The following is a 21,498-nucleotide window of genomic DNA, read 5'->3' as shown; positions in this document are numbered from 1 at the left end:
TGAATCTAATAAATAAGTCATGGATATAGAGATGAATAAAAATGAGGATGCTAACCGGCTGGCACTTTCAAATGTGAAATTATTGTTAGATAAAATAGAAGAAGGCGGAGGTAAGAAAGCCATTGAAAAACAAAAAAAAAGAAACAAGCTTACTGCACGGGAAAGGATTAATTACCTCGTTGATAAGGATAAAATTTTTATCGAGATTGGCGCATTTGCGGGATATGGCATGTATGAAGAATACGGTGGATGCCCCGCAGGCGGAACAGTTTCCGGAATAGGTTATGTTTCCGGAAAACAATGCGTGGTCGTTGCCAACGATCAGACGGTAAAAGCGGGGGCATGGTTTCCCATCACCGGTAAGAAAAATCTTCGCATGCAGGAAATTGCCATGGAAAATAATTTACCGGTAATTTATATTGTAGACAGCGCGGGGGTGTTTCTTCCCATGCAGGACGAAATATTTCCGGATAAAGAGCACTTTGGGCGCATATTCAGAAATAATGCAAGGATGAGCGCCATGGGAATTACGCAGATTGCAGCCGTGATGGGCCCATGCGTAGCAGGTGGCGCTTATTTGCCTATCATGAGCGATGAAACGATAATGGCAGAAGGCAATGGATCTATATTTTTAGCAGGCCCTTATTTGGTAAAAGCAGCTATCGGAGAAAACACGGATAATGAAGCCTTAGGCGGCGCGGTAACTCATACTGAAATCAGCGGCATTGCCGATTACAAATTTGAAACAGAACAGGAATGCCTTGATTGTGTAAAAAGTATTATTGCAAAAATCGGCAAAACACCTTCAGCCGGTTTTGACAGGATTGAAGCGGTAGCGCCTGCAAAAAAACCTTCTGATGTGTACGGCATTTTTCCGGAAAAAAATCTGAAGCCGTATGATATGCACGAAATTCTTGAAACAATAATTGATCAAAATTCATTTGTTGAATTTAAAAAGGATTATGGTAAAACGCTTATCTGTGGCTACGCGCGGGTAGATGGCTGGGCAGTTGGAATAGTTGCCAACCAACGGTTGAATATTAAAAACAGGATGGGCGAATTACAAATGGGTGGCGTAATTTATAACGACAGCGCTGATAAGGGTGCACGGTTTATAATGAACTGCAATCAGAAAAAAATTCCATTATTATTCTTCCAGGATATCACCGGCTTTATGGTGGGCAGCAGAAGCGAGCACGCCGGGATAATAAAAGATGGCGCAAAAATGGTAAATGCGGTAGCCAATTCAGTAGTACCGAAAATCACTTTTATTTTGGGCAATTCATACGGTGCCGGAAATTATGCCATGTGTGGAAAAGCGTATGATCCAAGATTTATTTATGCATGGCCTTCTGCAAAAATAGCGGTAATGGGTGGCGAGCAGGCTGCGAGAACTTTGTTACAGATTGAAGTGGCCTCTTTGAAAGCCAAAGGCCAGGAGATTACATCCGAAAAAGAAGAAAGCCTTTTAAAAGAAATGATGGATAAGTACGCCACGCAAACCACCGCGGTATATGCAGCATCACGGTTATGGGTAGACGCAATTATAGATCCGAAAGATACGCGCAAGCTCATTTCTGAAAATTTATCTGCAGCCAATCACAATCCAAAAATGGAAGAATTTAAAACCGGCGTGTTCCAGGTTTAAAAAGAAAAAAATTTCTATTCATTTCACTTTGTTTTCAATTCAAGAATACGCCTGTGCAACAAAATCAAATTACAATCTTTACAGATGGCTCGTCCCGCGGAAACCCCGGCCCCGGAGGCTATGGAGTTATTTTAATTTGGGGGAAAGTAAAAAAAGAATTGTCCCAGGGATACAGGCGCACTACTAATAACAGGATGGAGCTAATGGCCGTAATTGCTGCATTAGAAGCGTTAAAGAAAAATAATCTTGATATTACTATCTATTCCGACAGTAATTATGTGGTGAAGGCGGTGATGCAGCGCTGGCTCGACAAATGGATAAAAACAGATTTCAAAGGAGGAATTAAAAATAAAGACCTTTGGTTAAAATACAATTCGCTGTCTAAGAATCACCACATTAACTTTAATTGGGTGAAAGGCCATGCTGAAAACCCGATGAACAACCGCTGCGACCAGTTGGCCACCGAGGCCGCAGATGGCAATAATTTATTAATTGATGAAGGTTATGAAAAATCCCAATAATATTTTGAACGATACCCGAACAAAATAAAATCTTAGTTATTTGTTGGTTTACTGCTTCTCTCTTTTTACAACCTCCCGAAAAAGTAAAAATTGCTATTTTTGCAAAAAATAAAAAATGAAAAACTCAAAACAACTTGCCATCAGTTTTATCATATTAATTATTGTTGCTTCCCTTTACAGGATTATGCCGGGCAGGCCTTATGGGTTTGCGCCAATGATTGCTATGGCTATCTTTGGCGGAGCAGTTATTAAAGATAAAAAGTTTGCTTTCCTGTTCCCGCTCCTGGCAATGTTCATCTCTGATGGTTTATATCAATTATTATATATTAATGGCGTGGGTAATATTACCGGATTTTATGACGGCCAGTTAACCAATTACATTTTATTTGGCGGCTTAACAGTGTTTGGGTTTTTTATTAAAAATTTCAATGTTAAAAAAATTGCCATTGCTTCCTTTGTGGCTCCCACCGTGTATTTTCTCATATCCAATTTTTTAGTTTGGGCAAGCGCTTCCCCGCTCGCAGGTTATGCAAGGCCTAAAACTTTCAGCGGTCTGCTGATGTGCTACAGCGATGGTCTTCCGTTTTATCCCTGGAGTGTTGCTGCTACCTTTATTTTCTCCGCATTGTTTTTTGGCAGTTATTATTTTATGATTACAAGGCAAGCTAAGGCAAGAGTAATCGCTAAATAATCTTTTTTTATTACAGTAAGAAGTATGGCACATCATAATCGTACCGGCCTTATTGGCGAACAGATGGCTGCCAAATACCTCACTGAAAAGGGATTCACCATTCTGCATCTAAACTGGCGGCACAGCCACTGGGAAGTGGACATCATTGCTTCGCATAAAAATACACTTCATTTTATCGAAGTAAAAACACGACGGACACAAAAATTTGGATACCCCGAAGATGATGTATCAAAAAAGAAAATGGAAAATTTGATCAACGCTTCAGAAGAATATTTGATTCTTTATCCACAATGGAAATGGATCAGGTTTGATATCTTATCTATCACTTTAATAAAAAATATGCCGGTTGAATACTTTTTTATTGAAGACGTGTATGTTCCGCCAAATATTTAATACATCAGGTCGGCCAAAACAATTGCTGTTACGGCCTCCAGCACTACGGGCACTCTCAGCGCAATACACAGGTCGTGCCTGCCTTTAACAGAAAATGGCTCTACATTGCCTGTTTCCAGGTTCAGGGTTTCCTGCACTTTCGGGGTAGAAGAAGTTGGCTTCACCACGATGCGAAAAACCAGTTCATTGCCATTGGTAATTCCTCCGACAATACCTCCTGCATTATTGGTTTCCGTATTGCCTTGCAGATCAATAATTGAATCATTGTGCTGGCTTCCAAACATTTTAGCCGCCGCAAAGCCGGCTCCAAATTCTATACCTTTCACCGCAGGAATTGAAAATACAGCATGGCTGATCAAAGATTCAGCAGAATCAAAAAAAGGCTCGCCCAATCCCAAAGGAAGATTGGATACTTTGCATTCAACTATTCCGCCCACCGAATCTTTTGCATCCACTGCTTTTTGCAATCCTTTCTCAATATCTTTCTCCCCTCCTATTTCTAAAATAGATGCATGTGTTTCAATCTTATTTTCAGAAGAATAAGATGCGATAACTTTTTTCGCGATCACGCCCGCCGCCACCAGCGACACGGTAAGCCTTCCGCTAAAATGGCCACCACCGCGGAAGTCTTCAAATCCTTTAAATTTTTTATGGGCAACAAAATCCGCATGCCCCGGGCGCGGCACGGCTCTTTGCTTTTCATAATCGCCGCTTCGTGTATTGCTGTTTTTAAAAAGTATCGTGATGGGTGCGCCCGTACTTTTATCATTAAAAACACCGCTTATTATTTCAGGAATATCATCTTCTTTCCTCGGTGTAGTGCCTTTTGCGCCTGGCTTCCGCCTGTCGATATCTTCCTTAAAATCTTCAATCTTTATTGAAATCCCCGGAGGGCATCCGTCAATTACAATCCCCACATATTCTCCATGCGATTGTCCTAAAATCTGTACCCGAAAATTTCTTCCAAATGAATTCATATTTTGTGTTTTTTCTAAACTATCTAAACTTGATAAACTATCTTTAAACTTTTATAAAACCGGTGCCGACCTTCGGTCTGACCTAATATCCATATTCTCTTAGATGAATCTCATTGTCGCGCCATTTCGGTCTCACCTTCACAAACAATTCCAAAAAAACCTTTCCGCCGATAAATTCTTCAATGTCTTTCCTGGCAAGCGTTCCAAGCTTTTTAATCATACTTCCGTTGTGGCCAATAATAATTCCTTTCTGCGTTTCGCGCTGAACAATAATATCCGCCGTAATTTTTGTAAGCGTTGTTTTTTCCTTAAACTCCTGCACCAACACCGTGGCATGATAAGGAATTTCTTCCTGGTACAGGTAAAATATTTTTTCGCGTATCAATTCTCCCACAAAAAATTTCATGGGCAGATCGCTAAGATTATCGTCATGGTAAAAAGGTTCTCCTTCAGGAAGAAGGCTGATAATCGCATCTATCAATTCCTGGATTCCCGCATGATTAATCGCTGACACAGGAATCACCTTTTGACAATATTTTTTTTCTGAAAAAAAATGAATTGCCTTTTCAATGGAAGCCGCGTCTGACAAGTCAATTTTATTCAACACTACAATCGACGGCGCTTTGATGCCCAATGAAGAAAAAATTTCATCCGCTTCCTGCAAATTGTCTTTGATGTCTACCAGCAACAACGCCACATCCGCATCTTCAATGCTGCTTTTAACAGCGGCCATCATCTTTTCATGCAGCTTATATTTTGGTTCAATAATTCCTGGCGTGTCAGAAAAAATAACCTGGTAATCTTTTGTATTCAGGATTCCTTTAATCCTGTGCCGCGTGGTTTGCACTTTTGGTGAGACTATCGCCAACTTCTCTCCCATCAGGGCATTCATCAATGTGCTTTTGCCTGCGTTTGGCTTTCCAAAAATATTTACAAACCCTGATTTCATAATCCTGCAAAATTAATTCATTGCAAATTAAATGCTATTGAAATCAAGGTGCATGAAAGGCTTTTGAGAAATAACAAAACAAAAATCGTGGATATAATTTGCTTTACTGCTTAAATTCCCCAACCCCATTGCAGAAATTCAGGAAAAGCCCTTGCCCAGGTGGCTACGTTATGGCCGCCATCTGCCAACTCGAGGTAACGAATATTTTTCTCGGTATAACCCTTTTTTTTAAGCTCCGCGATTAAGGCCAGCGTGTCGTCAATCGAATCTATGATTCCATTATGATTGCGATCTGCAGTTTCATCCAAAATTCCTGTTTCAAAAAAGAATTGCAGCCAGGGATAATAGCCGCCTTCCCTTATTTCGTTATGGATGATGCGGTGTTTGTTTTCATCAAATTGCGGATTATCCTGCTCAACAGAGCGCCACCACAGCGATCCGCTGAACACCCCCGCTTTAGAAAATTCACTGGCATGGTTCCAAACTATATCAAGCGCACTAAGGCCGCCCAGGGAAAATCCGCCAAAAGATTTTTCACTGAAAGAATTAATTGCAAATTTTTTCCGGGCAAAATCAAGTAGCTCTTCCATTACAAAACGTGAGTACAAAGCAGCTTTTGCACCTTCACCTTTCGAATTTAATTTGTGTGCTGTGCCATACTCATTCTTTCTGTCGGCGCCGCAATGAATGCCTGCACAAAGCAAAGGCACCATTTTATTTTTTGCATAAAGTGTCTCAAGAATGTTTTTAAAATCCATCGTAATCAAATCCTGGCCATCATTTATTAACAATAGTGGGCAATTATTCAAATTCTCTGCAAGAGGAGGCATATAGAAGTCAACAACAACTTCCCTCTTTAAATACTCAGACTTAACAATTTGCCGCTGGCGCTTAATTTCAAATTTCATCGTGCCAAAATAATACAATCAGGTTCTTAAATCAGTTAAAAAATTTCGCTTTGTCTATTCGCTGCCTGGATAATGCTGAGAGATTTGTAATCATTAAAGTTTTTTCAAAACACATAGTTACAAAACAGTAATATATTATTATTATAAAATTCATCCGGATTTATATCAAAATAAAAATCCCGCTTATTCATTCATTCACTGCTGTTTAAAAAAAAGAGCTGCATTTCTTCGTTAATCGTCAAAATCTTTCATATTACCAGATTTTAAATGTGCATAAAAATCGCTTTGAAAAGGGCATTCTACGGGAATTATTTCGGTAATTTACTTTTATGAAAAAGTGGATTATTGCAGCGCTTATGATGATGTGCGTTCATGATTTACACGCGCAATATCTGCATTATTGGGACGACTCCAGGCCACGACGGCAGATGCGGCCTGCGCCAAACCCTGAGCCGCCTGCTGAAACGCCAATTGTAGTGCCTCCTCCGAAAGAAGAAACACCGCCACCTCCTCTGATAGCTAAGCCGGTAACCATCCAGGCGCCTGCTTTGATAGCCTCTGTTACGGCCTCAGCAAATTTTGTTGTCATACCACTTCTGCCGGTGCGCGAACCAATGATTTTTCACGACTGGCCTGATAAATGCCCCGGTTTAAGTGGTGCCATGCCTGTTTTAATAAATTATGTTCCTGCAGAAATTGTACTTATTATAACTGAAAAATTTAAAGGCCACCTGTATTCCATAAGCACCAATACCGGGTCTGACAACCGTCCCCAATATAAGTTGAAAGTCTGTGAAGATGGCATGATCCAATATAAGTATGCAGATTATAAAGGAAATATTATTTCCGAAAACGAAGAGTAGTTATTTTTCGTGTACGGATTACCGTTAGTATATAATTTTAACCGACAACTTTATTTGGATTTAATCAGCACCCGATATTAAATTAACATTCTTAGCTTTCCACTGGCAGGTTTTTTGAGTTCGATAAAAAAGAAATCTAAAATAAAATTATTATGGCACACGCAACATGGAAACCCCACACAGAACACGGCAAAATAAGTACAAAAGAACAAAACGATTTGCCCGACAGCGTTTTCGCATTTCCCAAACAACGCAAAGAACCCTTAACAGATGCATCTCACGTCAGGAATGCGCTGGCACGGTTTGACCAGGTAAAGGATGTTTCAGACAGCGAACGTGATGAAGCATTTGCCAATATTAAAAAGGCGGCAAAACATTATGATGTGAACATCGAAGAAGATAGCTGGCACGACCTCGGGAAAAAACCGCACACAAAAAATTCTGCCCATTAAGCAACGGGAGTCAAAATCCTTTTTAAAAGAAGCCAGTATTTAATGAAAAAACCATTGCTTGTGGTAATAACCGGTATGCCGGCATCGGGCAAAACTACGCTTGCCCATTTGATAGCTGAAAAAACGCACTGCCCCCTTCTTTCAAGAGATGAGCTAAAAGAAGGTTATATCAATACGACAGGTGTTCCGCATGCGCAATTGAACGACGATTCGGCAAAACACATTTACGAGGCTTTCTTTGATACTATCGGATTACTAATATCAAGAAAAATCTCGCTCGTAATTGAGGCGGCCTTCCAGGATAAATTATGGCAGCCTAAATTATCCATCCTTCAATCGGGTGCGGATATAAAAATTGTTATTTGCAAAACGGAGCCTAGTATTGCCTTATCAAGATTCGAAAAAAGATATTTACAGGAATCTTCCAGGGAGAAATATCATGGCGACAGGTCGGGGGTGAAAGATATTGCTAACAAACTATTTTATAATTACAATCCCGTAAAATCAGGTTTTCCTACCATGGTGATTGATACGACTGATAATTACAATCCTGGAATTGAAGAAATCCTGGGATTTATTCATCAGCAATAAAAAAAATTCAAAAACACGATGCTTTCACAACAAAATAAAAAATCAACACTATTTGCCCGTTCACTGTTTTTTTTAAAAAAAAATCCTGCGTGCCATTTCAAAAAAAGTGGCACGTAATATGTAACTTTTTTGGAATAAATCAAATTGCATAACGATGGCAGAATTACATGTTCAACCCAAACGAAACAATTATTGGTGGCTTTGGCTATTGCTTATCCTGATAATTATTGCTGCACTTGTTTATTACTTTTATTATTATCAAAAGGGAAAATCACTTGAACTTCCGGGCGCCGCCGATTCAACGGCTACTATTAATAACGCGGATTCGGCAAGCCCGGCAGTGGCTCCCACAGCCAATTTGTGGGACCAGGTTGATTTTGATTCACCCGACACTTCTTATCCTGAAGTGTCTGATAAAAATCTAGTTACAAAATCAAATTCACATTTTGTTATTTATTCGGAAGATGTATCTAAGCTTTTTGAGAATGGGAAAAGTGATTTAAGCAAAGAGGGAAAACAAAGTCTTGACCAGGTGGCATCCTCTATTAATAAAAGATTTAATACTGCAGATGTCCGTATTTATGCCCAATCCGATACCGCGCATGCAGACCAGTTGGCAATGCAAAGAGGCGAATCTGTTAGCAATTACCTGGCGAAAAATACCAATATTGATCAAAGCCGGATATCGGTATTTCATCCGGGAGAGGGAACTTCTGTACCCGGTAAAAAGGACCAGGTAAGCATCGTAGTAAAAAGATAATCACTAAAAATATTCATTAAAAAATATTAATCATGTCAGAAAAACCAATGGCTAATTTAAATCTTAAAGAACTTCGTTCAAGCGGATATGAAATCAGGGATGGCGAACCTGATATCCGGGGATGGAAGGTTAAGAACAGCCAGAACATAGAAATCGGGAAGGTAAATGAACTCTTATTTGATGTTGAATCTTTAAGAGTCAGGTATTTAATCCTGGATTTGGACGGAAAACCGTTAAACCTTGTTTCGCGGGATGTAATTATACCCATAGGATTAGCCATCGTTGATAAGCCTAATAAAGTGGTCTTGTTACCGGAAGTTTCGGTTGGCCATCTGGCCTCCCTTCCGGATTATAAAAAAGGGAATTTAACTATCGCTACCGAAAGAGAAGTTAGAAATGTATTTGCCCCGGTTGAGAGAGTTGAGTATGACGACCCGGACTATTTCGATCCAAAGGAATTTTATAATCACAAATATTATAGTCCTGGCGCCACATTTGACCCCCTGGTGCCCCCACCGGCAGACAACACCTACGTCAGAAAAAACCCGCCTGACATCATAGATAGAAGCGATGATATTCCACCTGAAATAGAAGAAGGTCGCAATCCATATTAGAGGTTAAAAAATTATAGTATCTTTCTACCGGTAACATAAAATTATTAAAATAAACACAAAGCTATGTTTGATCAAATTTTAGATCTTGTAAAAGATCATTTAGGCAATAATCCTGAAATTGCTTCACAAATTCCTGACGATAAAAAGGAAGAAGTGCATAAAGAAGTTGCCAGTCAAATCACTAGTAGCATCAAAGACCAGGCGGCTCAACAGGGCGGCATTGGCGGGCTTCTTTCTTCACTTCAAAACAGCGTTGCCGGTGGTGGCACTATCCCCAGCGCTATAGAAGGAGGAATTGTGGGAAGCCTGACTAGCAAGTTGGGATTATCTCCTGCAATTTCAGGGGCTATCGCTGCTGCGATTCCGGGCATATTGCAAAAATTTGTGCATAAGGTAAATGATCCCAATGATTCAAGCATTACGAAAGAAGGCCTTGGCGATACGCTGTCAAATATTACCGGAAGCATAGGAAAAATGTTTGGAAAATAAATAAAGTGGTGAACAGGCCGGAATACAAATTCCGGCTATTTGCTGCTTCACTATAAACCGCTTTATCAATGATATAATTTACAATCATGAACATACCAGAAGGCTACCAGGCTGTAATGCCCTACTTAATTTTAAACGACCCTGAAGGGTTTATTGACTTCACACAAAAAGTATTTAACGCCACTTCCAAATACAAAGAACTGAGGGAAGATGGCCATACTATTCGTCATGCTGAAATGGAAATCAGCGGAAGCGTTATCATGTGCGCTCAGTCTACGGATCAATTCCCCGTTCAGACAGCCAATTTATTTGTTTATGTGGATAATGCGGATGAAACATACGCCAAAGCCCTGGAAAATGGCGCTACCTCCGTCAATGAGCCGGCTGACCAATCGTACGGAAGGTCGTGCGGAGTGTCAGATACGAACGGAAACGTATGGTGGATTACTTCTGAAATAAAATAATTAGAAAAATTTTTCTAATCCAGGCTACTAACAATTACTTTCACAATTTCGTCGGTATCGCCATCAAAGTGATGGCCACCCGGAAGCACCTCGCGCGTAAATCTTTTTAAAGTAATCCGCCCCACATCAAGCGTTTTATCATCGCTGGCGCTAATAATGACTAGGCGTTCATCGCGCAGTTTATTTATTTCCGACACCACATCCATGCTGCGTTTTATATTTTGGCCCATAATATCTGCCCAGTGAATTTCAAAATCTGTAGTGCCTGAAGATGCCAGCAGGAAAGAAACTAAAACTTTATCATCAATTTCATCGGGCATGCGGTTAAGGATAAAGGGTACTACATCGGCACCGAAAGAATATCCTATTAAAACAATTTGCTGATTTTTTCTTCCTGCAAGCTTTTCGTGTAAAAGGCGTGAGATATCATCTGCCGTTTTCTCTGGTGTTTTTTTGCTCCAGAAATAAGATTTCGAATTTAGTGCAATCACATCAAAACCTTTGCTGTTAAGCCCTTCACACAAAGCGATTGAAAATTTATTCATACCACCGTCGCCGCTTAAATATACCATCAATGGCTTATTATGACTTTTGGCAACCCATTCTTTAATGGGTAAATTTTGAGCATACACAACATTAGTTTTTAAACCGGATACTGAAAATACGCAATAGAAAATTAATATTCCTTTCATAAATAATTCAGGGTTGCATCACTTTATTCAATGCCAAAGGTAATTGCAGAAGGTCATAATCATTTTCATAGACAAGAAATTTATCCTTCCACGTAGTAGCATATTTTTCTTTAAAATCCCTCAGGCCATGATAGTGTTTAAACCTTTTTAATTTTTTGCCGGCAAATTTTATTAACTGTTCTGCCGGGCTGGCGGGCTCTTCCATGCCTGTCATTGGAACCATGCCCATATTTATAAACTGGCAATTTCTTCCTTTTGCATATTCCACTAATTTTACAATCAGTGCATCCATGCATCCGCCGGGCGCGTCTGCTGTCTTCCTTATCAAATCATAAGTGCATTCGCCGGGAGAATAGTCCGGAATGATATTTAAAAAGGCAACCACTTCCCCGCCGGCATCAGAGATGGTAATCACATCATGATGCGCTATTTCTTTTTCTTCAAACTTTCCCTGGGAAAAAGTCTGCTCTTCTTTATCATAAGCCGCTAACCACGCGTCCGATACCGACTTCAGCGTTTTTAAAAGATGGCTATCCAAAGGCGCATAATGAATAGCAGTTTGAAAACCTTTCTTCTGCAGGCTGCTTAACCCATTCCTTAATGAGCGCTTGTCCCTTCCTTCCAATGTAAAATTTGATGCATCCAATATGGCTTCCTGGCCAATAAATATTTTTTGCTTCCGAAGCTGGTCAAACCATAAAATGCTGTTTTCATCTACCCGGTAAAAAACGGTTTTCAATCCCATCTTTTTACACAATTGGTAAAATTCGGCAATCACCTCCTCTTTATTTTCCTCAGCACACACCGGTTCTTCCAGCACAATCGCAAAGCCATTAGCAATTTTGTAGGACACGAAAGCATCGTGCAGCTCTGAAAAAAATAATAATTTATCAGGAGCAATTTTAAAATAATCAACAGCAGAATTGCCAAACTGGTTCAGTAAAAACTTCGCCTTTTCGCGAGACGATTCCGACGGCTCCTCTACGCTGAGGAAGGGCTTTATGATCGTAAAAAGAAGAAATCCCCAACTTAAAAATCCAAGCACCTGGACTAATAAGACGAATTGCCGGCCAAAGGCCGTATACGGATGCAGCGTATCTTCCTGCAAAAAGAAACTGCGCGCTGCATAACCAAGAGACTGCTTCCATGTAAAATCAATTCCAAAATGCCTAACTTCAATAAAATAAAAACCAACAAAAGCAAACAGCAATACCGAAAGAAAAATAATAAATACCGAAACGAAGCCCATTCTTATCCATCGCGGGCTGCTTCTAATCCGGTATTGGCTGCGGCTCATCAATAACAAAATAATTATGATGGCTGCAAATGCTGCTTCTTCGTAATCGAGCGCCTTGGTGATATTGCCTATTACAGAAAAAACAGATAATGCCAAAGCGAGACGCCATGCGTTTTTCAAACCTTTAAACATATACGCCGATGTAATCAAAAGCGCCAGCCCTAAAAAGAGAACAAAAATATTAGTAGCATTGATGGCTTCCAACGGAAGGAAAGTTCTAATCAGCTTTAAACGGGGATGCAACGGCGGCGTGACTACAGAAATGATATCAATTACCCCGAGAGAGAAAATTAAAAGCGCGGGCACAATCCTGATAAACAAATACCGGCCACGCCATAAAAAAGAAGATATGCCTAAAAGCATGGGAAGCCAAAATTCAAAAACGCGGTAAAGCACCGTGATAGATAAGGCATCTATGGTAGAATAGCCGTACATCTGTAAAATATAAACCAGCGAAAATTCTACTGCGCCAAGGCCTCGTAAAAATGGAGAAGTTATCATCAGCAAAACCGAAACTATGTAGGCGATGGCAGCCACCGCAACCGAACCGGGCAATCCAAGCGCCCACATAGAGATGTAAATGTGAACGATGCCACACAACTCCACGCCGGTGGAATACAAAATGCTTCCGGCATATTTTTTTGTACTGACATTGGCAGCAAAAAGGTCATCAATTATGGAAGCTGAGCGCGGAAACCTTGATACTATTACATGGTAAAGTTTTCCTTTTGCCTTCAATGCCCTCGCAATGAAAAAAATTACTGTGATAATTGACATCAGCACGACTAATGCTATCCACGCGCTATAGGATTCATTTTTAGCCGAAAAGGCAAAAAGGGCAATTACAGGCAGGCCTACCAGGAAAACAGTAAACAGCCCCGCGAAGGCATACAGGCCGCTTGCCTGGTGAACCTGGGATTTATTAAAGCCTCTTTTTTTTAATTGAAGCGGAGTATAGGCCAATGCGCTGACGCCGCCTGCAGGCAAAAAAATGCTGAGAAAATTTCTCTTCAAAAACAGCTCAATGGCATCCACCCACTTTAAACGAAGCCCGATAGAAAAAAAACTGCTGACATACATACCACTTTGCAATACAACGTACAGCAGGGTTACCATAAGCCCAACCGCCAGCCATAGGCCGTTCGCCTGTTCAAGATTGGGCCCGATTTGTTTTAGCTCTTTGCGCTCGCTTGCGAAAAAAACAAAAGCCAGCAATATCATGAGCACAGCCAGTATTTCGCGCCAATATACTTTGGGAGAAAAGCCAGAAATTTTCTTATATAGGGAATTAAATCGCAGGATTTTTTTTTACAAAGATAAATGAAACAAGGGCTGCCATTCATGTGTTACCAACCACAATATCTATTTTGAAACAGTCAACAAGCTTTTACAGCATTTTTTTATTTCCTTTCCGCTCAACATCAACAAAGACCGCAATCACCAGGAAGATATTCTTATTAAAACGTTTGTTGGATTCGATTACATTGCAATAATCTGATTTTATATTCCGTTTAGTGTATAAAATTTCTTTATGATGAAAAAGAAACTGCTTATTCATTCATTTCCATTTTTGCTACTTTTTATATCCTGTACTAAAAACAAAAACGAATCGCAGGTTGCTCCTGTGGCCAGCGACACGCTTTCTACAGGATGGAAGAAAATACAAATCAATGATTCAGCCGGTTTTCTCGATGTCTTCTTTATTAATAATACGGGATTTGCTGCAGGCGAAAATATTTTTAAATCATCAGATGGTGGTGAAAGCTGGTCTAAACTTGCTTCGCCTTCAGGATTGGCTTCAACGCCTCTTTTTAATCTCTCAATGGGAAGTACGATGAATGCACTCTTTATTACCCCCACTCAACTTGTTGTAACACATAATGGCGGGGCAAGCTTCACTACCAAGGCTCTTCCAGACCCTGCTGTAACAGACGTTTTCTTTATAGATTCAATCGTTGCTTATGCTATTGGTCATAGTGTTTGGAAAACTATTGACGCAGGCGATAATTGGATAAAGCTCAATGATATTGCACCTTCAAACGGATGGAATTCGCTTTTCTTTACTAATGAGCTAACCGGGTGGTTATTGAAAAAAACGGGCGCTTATAAAACGATAAATGGCGGCATAGATTGGCAAAGAGTCAATACCGATACAATTAACCTTGACCAGGCGGGAGCCATTTTTTTTCTTAATTCAGATACTGGTTATTTTTCAAATAATCTCTCCATTGAAAAGACGGTGAACGGAGGCACTTCATGGAATAAAGTTTTCGCTTGTACTACCAATACTTATCATGATATCCATTTTGTTTCTTCAAACATTGGCTACATCACTGATGGCCCGCGTATTTTTAAAACCGCAGATGGCGGAAATACCTGGACAAAAGAAGTGGCCTTGGGTTCTATCTCTAATTCGTTAATAGAATTGCATTTTACCGATGCAAATCATGGATGGGCTTGTGGTGCAAAGGGAGCTATATTAAAGTTTAACCAATAATAAATAATACGTCAGCAGACTTTAATATGTCTGAACATACCCACATGATAGTTCCATGGTTAACTGATTATTTCATACCAAGAAAACACCAGTTGGTATAAATTATTTTTCTTGCATTAAAACCTACTCCCTGCTTGGCAACCGGAAATACAAGAGCTGATGATGATACCGGAATTATATTTCCCAGAAAATAAGTATACGCACCCTTAATATTTTGGCCGAGCTGTTTACGGTATTGCAATTTTTTGTCTTTATCAATCAGCGCCTCCGCCAACACCATATTTTTTGTTGAATGTGATTCAACAGTTTTTTCATTCACATCCTTCGCTAAATTGTCTTCATTGTCGTTGTACAAAATAATGATATCATCACCCGATGCCACCGCGACAAAGCCGGCAGAAGAATTGGAAACCATCGGAGACTGCACAATTTTAACTATGCCGGAGCCGCTTTCAGCAGACCTGGACAATGAGCTTATTCTGGGCACTATCGCATACTCAAATGTTTTTCCATTTTTATTTGGGTAAAAGGCCAGTATCGGGCCGGTGTTTAACGTTGTAGTACTTTCCAATTTAGTTTTGTTGTTCAACGCCGATGCTGGTTTTGAGCTGGTATTTACCGACTCTTCCTGCGGACTTCCTACAATGGCTACCTCTCCATTGCTCAATTCTACAAGGCCCGCTTCAAAATTATACATCAGGTAATCTTTCTTATGCTTACTACCCCCGCCTTTCTTGCAAATTTCTTCGGTGAATTCAGGTGAAAATTTATACAACAATGGCTTTGCTAACTGCAAGGTGCTGGAGTTAAGTGTAGCAAGAAAGAAACCGCTACAGCAATCCCCGTCTTCTTCTGAAGGGCTGGTAGAAGAATAGACGTAAATATTTTTACGGTCTGCCGACTCGCTTACATGCACCTGCTGAGCCCTTGCGCCGCCGGGAAGGTTTATTTTCGTTTCCGTTTTTTTCCCTTCAGGATTAATGCATACTAACTTTGTATCTCGTTCCGACTGCAATACCAGGCATTCCAGGTTATCGTTTGTTAGCAGAGCTTTTGAAATTTTAAAATCTGCAGTATTGGTGTGTATCACCGATTTTTTAATGATGTTGAGTTCGCCATCTACCACAAAGGTCGAAGTGGAATTTGGCCCGCTATTGCAAACCACCAAAGTTTTACTATTATCTGTAGTATTGGTAAAAAATACGATGCCGCCTTTGATGACAGATTCAAGCTTGAAAATACCGACGTTTTCCTGTTGAATGTTGCAAATCTTTTTTGGTTCTTTCAATTTCAGATTTTCATCCACCTGTGATAAATATAAATTGAAAGAGGCTTTATCATCGCTTTGAAAATAGGCGAGGCAGAGCTTATTATTTATCAACAATAATCTTGGCTGAAGAGGACCAAATACTTTACTGCCATTTTCCAGTTGCGTCTCACGTATTTTTTTCATGTTTTTGTCGAAACTGGCAATCGTAATGGCATATTTCATGTCGTAAAGTTTCGTAAACAGCCATTTATTATTACCGCCGATGCCCGAGTTGGTAGCGGTATAAAATAAGTTATTAAGAAAAACTGAATTGGCTACAGTCTGGTCTTTATAATCATCGTTTTCTGCAATTTTAAACTCATCAGAAAAATTAAGTTGCGTATGCTGACAAAAGGATTTTGCAGACGAAAAGCTTAAAACAGCTAAAAATAAAAATCTGATCATTTTGATAAAATTGAAGTGTTTAATCAGGAAAACGAATATATCCATGAAGTTATTTTATAGGCTTGCGTGACAAGCGCTAAAAAGAGCAACTGCCCAATGATTTTTATCATGAGCCGCAACTACAGAGAATCTCATGAAAATAAAAACCGGTACTATTTATTCATTTACTGGATCAGTACAATTTTTGGATACAACAAACATAGATTTGGCTACACGGATTTATTTGTACGGGTTGACTTTTGCAGTAACAAAAATCAAACCATATGAATATAGTACTCACAGGCTCGTTAGGGCACATCAGCAAACCACTTGCGCAAATTTTAATTCAAAAAGGACATTCAGTAACCGTTATCAGCAGCAAAGAAGAAAGGCAAAAAGACATCGAAGACTTAGGCGCAACAGCCGCCATTGGCACTATGGAGGATGTGGATTTTCTCACAAACACTTTTAAACGAGCAGACATAGTTTATTTGATGGAAGCGCTTGCAGCGGGTAGTTTTTTTGATAAAGATCTTGAATATAACACTGCTATCACTAAGATTGCCAGGAATTACAAACAGGCTATTCAGCAATCCGGCGTAAAGTGCGTAGTGAGCCTAAGCAGTATCGGCGCGCATACGGATAAAGGAAATGGCGTATTAGCATCTGCGTATAATGTAGAAAATATTCTGAAAGAATTGCCGCAAGACGTTTATATCAAATTCATGCGCCCGGTGGGTTTTTACTACAACATGTTTGCCTTTATTTCTACCATAAAAAAACAAGACGCCATCATTCAAAATTATGGCGGGGATAAAAAAGAACCGTGGGCTTCGCCATTAGACATTGCTGCGGTGATTGCCGGAGAAATGGAAAAACCATTTTCGGGTAGGCATATCCGTTATATAGCAAGTGATGAGATTTCGCCAAATGAAGCGGCAAAAATTTTAGGTGAAGCTATCGGCATGCCTCGTTTGAAATGGAAGGAAGTTGCTGACGAACAAATACAGCAGGGAATGTTAGCGGCAGGAATGAATCCGGACATTGCCAAAGGCTTGGTAGAAATGAATGCGGCCAGGCGTAATGATGCATTGTATGAAGATTATTATCGCAATAAACCAACCCTTGGAAAGATAAAACTGACGGATTTCGCAAAGGAATTTGCAGATGCATTTAATAGTAAATAAACCCCGCCTGCCTGTGGCTTTCAGGCAGGAAATAATCTTAAATAAAATTTTCATCATGAAAACCGTATTAATAACAGGCGCTAACAAAGGAATTGGTTTTGAAACCGCTAAACAATTGGCACAATTAAATTACTTTGTTTTTTTAGGCAGCAGGGATAAAACCAGGGGCGCCGATGCAATAAAAAAATTGAAGGCATCAGGAATTATCCATATCGAACTGATAGAAATTGATGTAACAGATTTGAATTCTATCCGCCAGGCAAAACAAGCATTGGAATCTAACATAGAATCATTGGATGTTTTAATAAATAATGCAGGAATTTCCGGGGGCCTGCCTCAAAATACATCTTCCATCAAGATTGAAGATTTACGAAAAGTATTTGACACTAACTTTTTTGGCGCCGTACAAACAACGCAGCAATTTCTTCCGCTTTTAAAAAAATCAAAAGAGCCCCGAATCGTGAACGTTTCAAGCGAGCTGGGTTCCTTATTTGTTCATAACCACACAGAAAATCCAAATTACAAAATCTATGATGCCTACAGTTGTTCCAAAACTGCGCTGAATGCCTTTACCGTGATGTTGGCGAATGAATTTAGAAATACATCTTTCAAAATAAATAGTGTTACGCCGGGTTACACGGCTACTGATTTAAATAATTTTAAAGGAACACAAAGCGCAGAAAAAACCGCCAAAGTAATTGTAAAATATGCAACTGTAGATAAGGATGGACCTACAGGAAAGTTTTTAAAAGATGAGGGGGAGATTGATTGGTAGTTTTACCAACGAATTTTTCAAAAGCAAATTTCAAATAAACAAAAAAATAAAACCTTATGAACACAAAAGAAATCACGATTGCCGGAGAAAGCAATCATTCATTGACCGTAAAACGTTTCGGATTTGGAACGATGCGGCTCACCGGCGAAGGTATCTGGGGCGAGCCTGCCAACCGCGCCGAAGCATTGCAAATTTTGAAACGGTGTATTACAAGCGGCATCAATTTTATAGACACGGCCGACTATTATGGCGAAGACGTGACCAATCGTTTGATAGCCGAAGCATTGTATCCCTATCCCAAAGATTTGGTGATATGCACCAAGGTGGGCGCCGCCCGAAAACCGGACAAAAGCTGGATACCTTTTAATCGTCCGGAAAATTTGCGTAGCAGCATAGAAAACAATTTGCGTACGCTGAAACAGGAACAAATAACACTGGTTCATTTCAGGGTAATGCCTGGGAGCACTGTGCCTTTTGAAGAATCTATGCAGGCCATGTTCGACATGCAGAAAGAAGGAAAAATATTGCACGTAGGCGTGAGCAATGTGAGCCCTGACGAATTGAAAACTGCAATGGCGATAGGAAATATTGCCACCGTAGAAAATATGTACGGCCATGCTCAACGCACTTCATTAAAAATGGCGCACGGAGGAGATTCACGAGGTGGCGAAGAAGTGCTCACTATCTGCGAAGAACATAAAATACCGTTGATACCTTTCTTTACCTTAGTCCATGCAAATTCCAAAAAGGATGAAAGAATCTCCACCATTGCAAAAAAGTATAACGCCACCGATGCGCAGATAAATTTAGCCTGGCTATTGCATCGTTCTCCATGGTTATTGCCTATTCCGGGCACTTCATCATTACAACATTTTGAAGAAAATTTAAAAGCAACTGAAATAAAATTGAGTGAAGAGGATATGAAGTTTTTGGAATAAAAGATGGCGACCTAAGTTTGTCGAAGGCGAGGTCATTTAAAATAGAGTTCTTTTTTGCTAACCCGTCTTCGACAAGCTCAGACTGACACTATAGTCTCTGGCATAGCTCCTTAGTAACCAATAGAAATCTTTTAAAGCACTCAAAATAATCAAAACAAAATAATCAAATGAACACAAAAAATAAAATCGCGTTGATAACAGGTGGTAGCCGCGGCCTTGGAAAAAATATGGCACTGGCCATTGCCAAAAAAGGAATTGATGTGATACTTACTTACAATTCCAATAAAGAAGCGGCAGATGATGTTGTTGGCGAAATAGAATCGCTCGGGCAAAAAGCTGTCGCCTTTCAACTGAACACGAGTGATACAAAGTCGTTTGACAATTTCATCAAACAATCGACATCCTGGTTGCAGGAACAAAAAGGCAGCCCTAATTTTGATTTCCTGATCAATAATGCAGGAACGGCTTTATATGCCCTTGCATCAGAAACCACGGAAGAACAATTGGATGCCATTTTCAATATTCATTACAAAGGCGTATTCTTCTTAACACAAAAAGCCTTGCCCTTCATAAATGATGGCGGCAGCATCATCAATATCTCATCAGGATTATCGCGTCTTTCTATTCCGGGGTCCTCTGTTTATGGTTCAATGAAAGGCGCAGTAGAAGTGCTTACGCGCTATTTAGCAAAAGAATTAGGACCAAGAAAAATTCGTGTGAACGTAATTGCACCCGGTGCTATTGAAACAGATTTTGGCGGTGGCCGCACCCGTGATAATAAAGAAATTAACTATCGCATCGCAAGCCTTACCGCCTTAGGCCGGGTTGGTTTGCCCGATGATATTGGCGGTGTGGTTGCTTTTTTGTGTACCGAAGACGCGGGTTGGATAAATGGTCAACGCATAGAAGTTTCAGGTGGACAGGCGCTTTAAAAATAAAATCTAATTTTGCAATATGCCCAACAATCAACCTTACCGGATAAAAACTATCAGTGAATTTCATCATCTCAAAAAATTACCCAATCCGGCGCATCCGTTAATCAGCGTAATAAATATGGAAGACATGAACAATGCTCATGAGAATAATCAGGGCATTTTCGTTCATGATTTTTACCTCATTGCCCTGAAAAGAAATTGCGCTATCAAAATGAAATACGGACAGCAGGAATATGATTTTGATGAAGGCACTATGTTCTTCACTTCGCCTAACCAGGTTTTTGGAGTTGAACACGACAACAGCAAGAAAGCAGAAAAAAAGTCTGGATGGATGTTGCTCATTCACCCGGATTTTTTATGGAAAACCACGCTGGCAAAGAATATAAAGCAATACGAATATTTTGATTATGCGGTACATGAAGCACTTTTTCTTTCGGAAAAAGAAGAAGCTGTTATGAACAATATCATTGAAAATATTCAACAGGAATATCAATCCAATATTGATAAATTCAGCCAGGACATTATCATTGCGCAACTGGAAGTGCTACTCAATTATGCCGACCGGTTTTATCACCGCCAGTTTCTGACAAGAAAAATAACGAATCATCAAATCCTTGATCGCATGGAAGCCCTTCTTACGAAATATTTCGTAAGCGATGATTTAATAAAAGATGGTTTACCTTCTGTTCAACACATTGCTGAAAGCCTGAACGTGTCGCCTAATTATTTAAGTGGTTTATTAAAAACATTGACAGGCCAAAGCACGCAGCAGCACATTCACAATAAATTGATAGAAAAGGCGAAAGAAAAATTGTCAACAACCAATTTATCAGTAAGTGAAATTGCTTACGAACTGGGCTTTGAATACCCCCAATCGTTCAGCAAATTATTCAAATTAAAAACTCATTCTTCGCCGCTCGAATTCAGGGCATCGTTTAATTGAGAAAAGTGAGAGGTCTGTATTTTCTTTGTGTTTTATCAAAATAAAAATTCTGTTTATTTATCCGTTTACTGCAAAAAAAATCAGTTTATTTCCGATATTAGCCAGGTATCAAAATCTCTCAAAGTGAAAAAAGAGAGATATGAGCAATAAACACGGAATCTGAAGGTTCATTATTATTTTTGAGTAACAAAAAGTTTAACTACTTGTCAGATCACCTTCAT

23 protein-coding genes are annotated in these 21,498 nt (G+C 39.7%); 17 read left to right on the top strand and 6 right to left on the bottom strand.

From position 1 onward, the window contains the following. Positions 1 to 19 precede the first annotated feature (19 nt). The 4 genes from EFY79_RS02210 to EFY79_RS02195 all read left to right on the top strand — a co-directional run bounded on the left by EFY79_RS02210 (position 20) and on the right by EFY79_RS02195 (position 3,253). Positions 20 to 1,648, top strand: a complete 1,629-nt coding sequence (locus EFY79_RS02210; protein WP_123119022.1) for an acyl-CoA carboxylase subunit beta — start codon at positions 20 to 22, stop codon at positions 1,646 to 1,648. Positions 1,649 to 1,701: 53 nt separating this feature from the next. Further along, complete coding sequence (rnhA, locus tag EFY79_RS02205; RefSeq protein ID WP_123119021.1) at positions 1,702 to 2,169, top strand: ribonuclease HI; 468 nt, start codon at positions 1,702 to 1,704, stop codon at positions 2,167 to 2,169. A 115-nt stretch (positions 2,170 to 2,284) separates the two neighbouring features. Beyond that, a complete protein-coding gene (locus EFY79_RS02200; RefSeq protein WP_123119020.1) occupies positions 2,285 to 2,860 on the top strand; it encodes a DUF6580 family putative transport protein in 576 nt (191 codons plus the stop codon). A 24-nt stretch (positions 2,861 to 2,884) separates the two neighbouring features. Beyond that, positions 2,885 to 3,253 (top strand): YraN family protein, encoded by a 369-nt coding sequence (locus EFY79_RS02195; RefSeq protein WP_123119019.1) that lies wholly within the window; start codon positions 2,885 to 2,887, stop codon positions 3,251 to 3,253. On the opposite strand, the gene EFY79_RS02190 is transcribed toward EFY79_RS02195, so the two are convergent. The 3 genes from EFY79_RS02190 to EFY79_RS02180 form a co-directional block, all read right to left on the bottom strand. Beyond that, entirely contained in the window at positions 3,250 to 4,230 is a 981-nt protein-coding gene (locus tag EFY79_RS02190; protein WP_123119018.1) for a chorismate synthase, read from the bottom strand. The genes EFY79_RS02195 and EFY79_RS02190 overlap by 4 nt on opposite strands. 82 nt (positions 4,231 to 4,312) lie before the next feature. Further along, on the bottom strand, positions 4,313 to 5,179 hold the full coding sequence (gene era, locus EFY79_RS02185) for a GTPase Era (protein WP_123119017.1): 867 nt from the start codon (positions 5,177 to 5,179) through the stop codon (positions 4,313 to 4,315). A 110-nt stretch (positions 5,180 to 5,289) separates the two neighbouring features. Then, on the bottom strand, positions 5,290 to 6,087 hold the full coding sequence (locus EFY79_RS02180; RefSeq protein ID WP_123119016.1) for an alpha/beta hydrolase: 798 nt from the start codon (positions 6,085 to 6,087) through the stop codon (positions 5,290 to 5,292). A gap of 329 nt (positions 6,088 to 6,416) precedes the next feature. On the opposite strand from EFY79_RS02180, the gene EFY79_RS02175 reads away from it, so the two are divergent. From EFY79_RS02175 to EFY79_RS02145, 7 genes are all read left to right on the top strand, one after another. Beyond that, complete coding sequence (locus EFY79_RS02175) at positions 6,417 to 6,950, top strand: hypothetical protein (protein WP_123119015.1); 534 nt, start codon at positions 6,417 to 6,419, stop codon at positions 6,948 to 6,950. Positions 6,951 to 7,102: 152 nt separating this feature from the next. Continuing rightward, a complete protein-coding gene (locus tag EFY79_RS02170) occupies positions 7,103 to 7,402 on the top strand; it encodes a DUF6582 domain-containing protein (RefSeq protein ID WP_123119014.1) in 300 nt (99 codons plus the stop codon). Positions 7,403 to 7,444: 42 nt separating this feature from the next. Next, the gene (locus EFY79_RS02165) at positions 7,445 to 7,993 is read left to right on the top strand and encodes an AAA family ATPase (protein WP_123119013.1); all 549 of its coding nucleotides are present in this window, start codon (positions 7,445 to 7,447) and stop codon (positions 7,991 to 7,993) included. 154 nt (positions 7,994 to 8,147) lie between these two features. Next, positions 8,148 to 8,753, top strand: coding sequence for an OmpA family protein (locus EFY79_RS02160; RefSeq protein WP_123119012.1), 606 nt, complete (start codon positions 8,148 to 8,150; stop codon positions 8,751 to 8,753). Between the two features lie 32 nt (positions 8,754 to 8,785). Continuing rightward, positions 8,786 to 9,367: a PRC-barrel domain-containing protein gene (locus EFY79_RS02155; protein ID WP_123119011.1), complete on the top strand. Its 582-nt coding sequence runs from the start codon at positions 8,786 to 8,788 to the stop codon at positions 9,365 to 9,367. A 63-nt stretch (positions 9,368 to 9,430) separates the two neighbouring features. After that, positions 9,431 to 9,856, top strand: coding sequence for a hypothetical protein (locus tag EFY79_RS02150; RefSeq protein ID WP_123119010.1), 426 nt, complete (start codon positions 9,431 to 9,433; stop codon positions 9,854 to 9,856). An 86-nt stretch (positions 9,857 to 9,942) separates the two neighbouring features. Continuing rightward, on the top strand, positions 9,943 to 10,320 hold the full coding sequence (locus tag EFY79_RS02145) for a VOC family protein (RefSeq protein WP_123119009.1): 378 nt from the start codon (positions 9,943 to 9,945) through the stop codon (positions 10,318 to 10,320). Between the two features lie 14 nt (positions 10,321 to 10,334). Here the strand turns inward: EFY79_RS02145 and EFY79_RS02140 are convergent, their stop codons facing one another. Together EFY79_RS02140 and EFY79_RS02135 are read right to left on the bottom strand one after the other, a co-directional pair. Further along, a complete protein-coding gene (locus EFY79_RS02140; protein WP_158605122.1) occupies positions 10,335 to 10,952 on the bottom strand; it encodes an alpha/beta fold hydrolase in 618 nt (205 codons plus the stop codon). 67 nt (positions 10,953 to 11,019) lie between these two features. Continuing rightward, positions 11,020 to 13,530 carry a phosphatidylglycerol lysyltransferase domain-containing protein gene (locus EFY79_RS02135; RefSeq protein WP_123119007.1) on the bottom strand — a complete coding sequence of 837 codons (2,511 nt, stop codon included), beginning with the start codon at positions 13,528 to 13,530 and terminating at the stop codon, positions 11,020 to 11,022. A gap of 310 nt (positions 13,531 to 13,840) precedes the next feature. Between EFY79_RS02135 and EFY79_RS02130 the strand changes: the two genes are divergently transcribed. After that, entirely contained in the window at positions 13,841 to 14,806 is a 966-nt protein-coding gene (locus EFY79_RS02130) for a YCF48-related protein (RefSeq protein WP_123119006.1), read from the top strand. A gap of 67 nt (positions 14,807 to 14,873) precedes the next feature. Here EFY79_RS02130 and EFY79_RS02125 read toward each other — a convergent pair whose 3' ends face one another. After that, positions 14,874 to 16,520 carry a hypothetical protein gene (locus tag EFY79_RS02125; protein WP_148041829.1) on the bottom strand — a complete coding sequence of 549 codons (1,647 nt, stop codon included), beginning with the start codon at positions 16,518 to 16,520 and terminating at the stop codon, positions 14,874 to 14,876. A 263-nt stretch (positions 16,521 to 16,783) separates the two neighbouring features. Here EFY79_RS02125 and EFY79_RS02120 point away from each other — a divergent pair, with 263 nt between their 5' ends. The 5 genes from EFY79_RS02120 (at position 16,784) to EFY79_RS02100 (ending at position 21,277) form a co-directional block, all read left to right on the top strand. Next, positions 16,784 to 17,686, top strand: a complete 903-nt coding sequence (locus tag EFY79_RS02120) for an NmrA family NAD(P)-binding protein (protein WP_123119004.1) — start codon at positions 16,784 to 16,786, stop codon at positions 17,684 to 17,686. Positions 17,687 to 17,741: 55 nt separating this feature from the next. Further along, positions 17,742 to 18,461, top strand: coding sequence for an SDR family oxidoreductase (locus EFY79_RS02115; RefSeq protein WP_123119232.1), 720 nt, complete (start codon positions 17,742 to 17,744; stop codon positions 18,459 to 18,461). A gap of 56 nt (positions 18,462 to 18,517) precedes the next feature. Beyond that, positions 18,518 to 19,399: an aldo/keto reductase gene (locus tag EFY79_RS02110; RefSeq protein WP_123119003.1), complete on the top strand. Its 882-nt coding sequence runs from the start codon at positions 18,518 to 18,520 to the stop codon at positions 19,397 to 19,399. A gap of 167 nt (positions 19,400 to 19,566) precedes the next feature. Further along, entirely contained in the window at positions 19,567 to 20,331 is a 765-nt protein-coding gene (locus EFY79_RS02105; protein WP_123119002.1) for an SDR family NAD(P)-dependent oxidoreductase, read from the top strand. 22 nt (positions 20,332 to 20,353) lie between these two features. Further along, entirely contained in the window at positions 20,354 to 21,277 is a 924-nt protein-coding gene (locus tag EFY79_RS02100) for a helix-turn-helix domain-containing protein (protein ID WP_123119001.1), read from the top strand. Positions 21,278 to 21,498 lie beyond the last annotated feature (221 nt).

The organism is Hanamia caeni (genome assembly GCF_003721595.1).
Lineage (GTDB): Bacteria > Bacteroidota > Bacteroidia > Chitinophagales > Chitinophagaceae > Ginsengibacter > Ginsengibacter caeni.
The sequence above is the reverse complement of the archived record's forward strand: the minus strand, read 5'-3'. Positions and strand labels throughout refer to the sequence as shown.

Excerpts from the sequence above, each read along its gene's own strand:
- EFY79_RS02210 (WP_123119022.1), top strand. The coding sequence starts at position 20 with ATGGATATAGAGATGAATAAAAATGAGGATGCTAACCGGCTGGCACTT.
- EFY79_RS02200 (WP_123119020.1), top strand. The coding sequence starts at position 2,285 with ATGAAAAACTCAAAACAACTTGCCATCAGTTTTATCATATTAATTATT.
- EFY79_RS02195 (WP_123119019.1), top strand. The coding sequence starts at position 2,885 with ATGGCACATCATAATCGTACCGGCCTTATTGGCGAACAGATGGCTGCC.
- EFY79_RS02190 (WP_123119018.1), bottom strand. The coding sequence starts at position 4,230 with ATGAATTCATTTGGAAGAAATTTTCGGGTACAGATTTTAGGACAATCG.
- era (WP_123119017.1), bottom strand. The coding sequence starts at position 5,179 with ATGAAATCAGGGTTTGTAAATATTTTTGGAAAGCCAAACGCAGGCAAA.
- EFY79_RS02180 (WP_123119016.1), bottom strand. The coding sequence starts at position 6,087 with ATGAAATTTGAAATTAAGCGCCAGCGGCAAATTGTTAAGTCTGAGTAT.
- EFY79_RS02175 (WP_123119015.1), top strand. The coding sequence starts at position 6,417 with ATGAAAAAGTGGATTATTGCAGCGCTTATGATGATGTGCGTTCATGAT.
- EFY79_RS02170 (WP_123119014.1), top strand. The coding sequence starts at position 7,103 with ATGGCACACGCAACATGGAAACCCCACACAGAACACGGCAAAATAAGT.
- EFY79_RS02165 (WP_123119013.1), top strand. The coding sequence starts at position 7,445 with ATGAAAAAACCATTGCTTGTGGTAATAACCGGTATGCCGGCATCGGGC.
- EFY79_RS02160 (WP_123119012.1), top strand. The coding sequence starts at position 8,148 with ATGGCAGAATTACATGTTCAACCCAAACGAAACAATTATTGGTGGCTT.
- EFY79_RS02155 (WP_123119011.1), top strand. The coding sequence starts at position 8,786 with ATGTCAGAAAAACCAATGGCTAATTTAAATCTTAAAGAACTTCGTTCA.
- EFY79_RS02150 (WP_123119010.1), top strand. The coding sequence starts at position 9,431 with ATGTTTGATCAAATTTTAGATCTTGTAAAAGATCATTTAGGCAATAAT.
- EFY79_RS02145 (WP_123119009.1), top strand. The coding sequence starts at position 9,943 with ATGAACATACCAGAAGGCTACCAGGCTGTAATGCCCTACTTAATTTTA.
- EFY79_RS02135 (WP_123119007.1), bottom strand. The coding sequence starts at position 13,530 with ATGATATTGCTGGCTTTTGTTTTTTTCGCAAGCGAGCGCAAAGAGCTA.
- EFY79_RS02130 (WP_123119006.1), top strand. The coding sequence starts at position 13,841 with ATGATGAAAAAGAAACTGCTTATTCATTCATTTCCATTTTTGCTACTT.
- EFY79_RS02125 (WP_148041829.1), bottom strand. The coding sequence starts at position 16,520 with ATGATCAGATTTTTATTTTTAGCTGTTTTAAGCTTTTCGTCTGCAAAA.
- EFY79_RS02120 (WP_123119004.1), top strand. The coding sequence starts at position 16,784 with ATGAATATAGTACTCACAGGCTCGTTAGGGCACATCAGCAAACCACTT.
- EFY79_RS02115 (WP_123119232.1), top strand. The coding sequence starts at position 17,742 with ATGAAAACCGTATTAATAACAGGCGCTAACAAAGGAATTGGTTTTGAA.
- EFY79_RS02110 (WP_123119003.1), top strand. The coding sequence starts at position 18,518 with ATGAACACAAAAGAAATCACGATTGCCGGAGAAAGCAATCATTCATTG.
- EFY79_RS02105 (WP_123119002.1), top strand. The coding sequence starts at position 19,567 with ATGAACACAAAAAATAAAATCGCGTTGATAACAGGTGGTAGCCGCGGC.
- EFY79_RS02100 (WP_123119001.1), top strand. The coding sequence starts at position 20,354 with ATGCCCAACAATCAACCTTACCGGATAAAAACTATCAGTGAATTTCAT.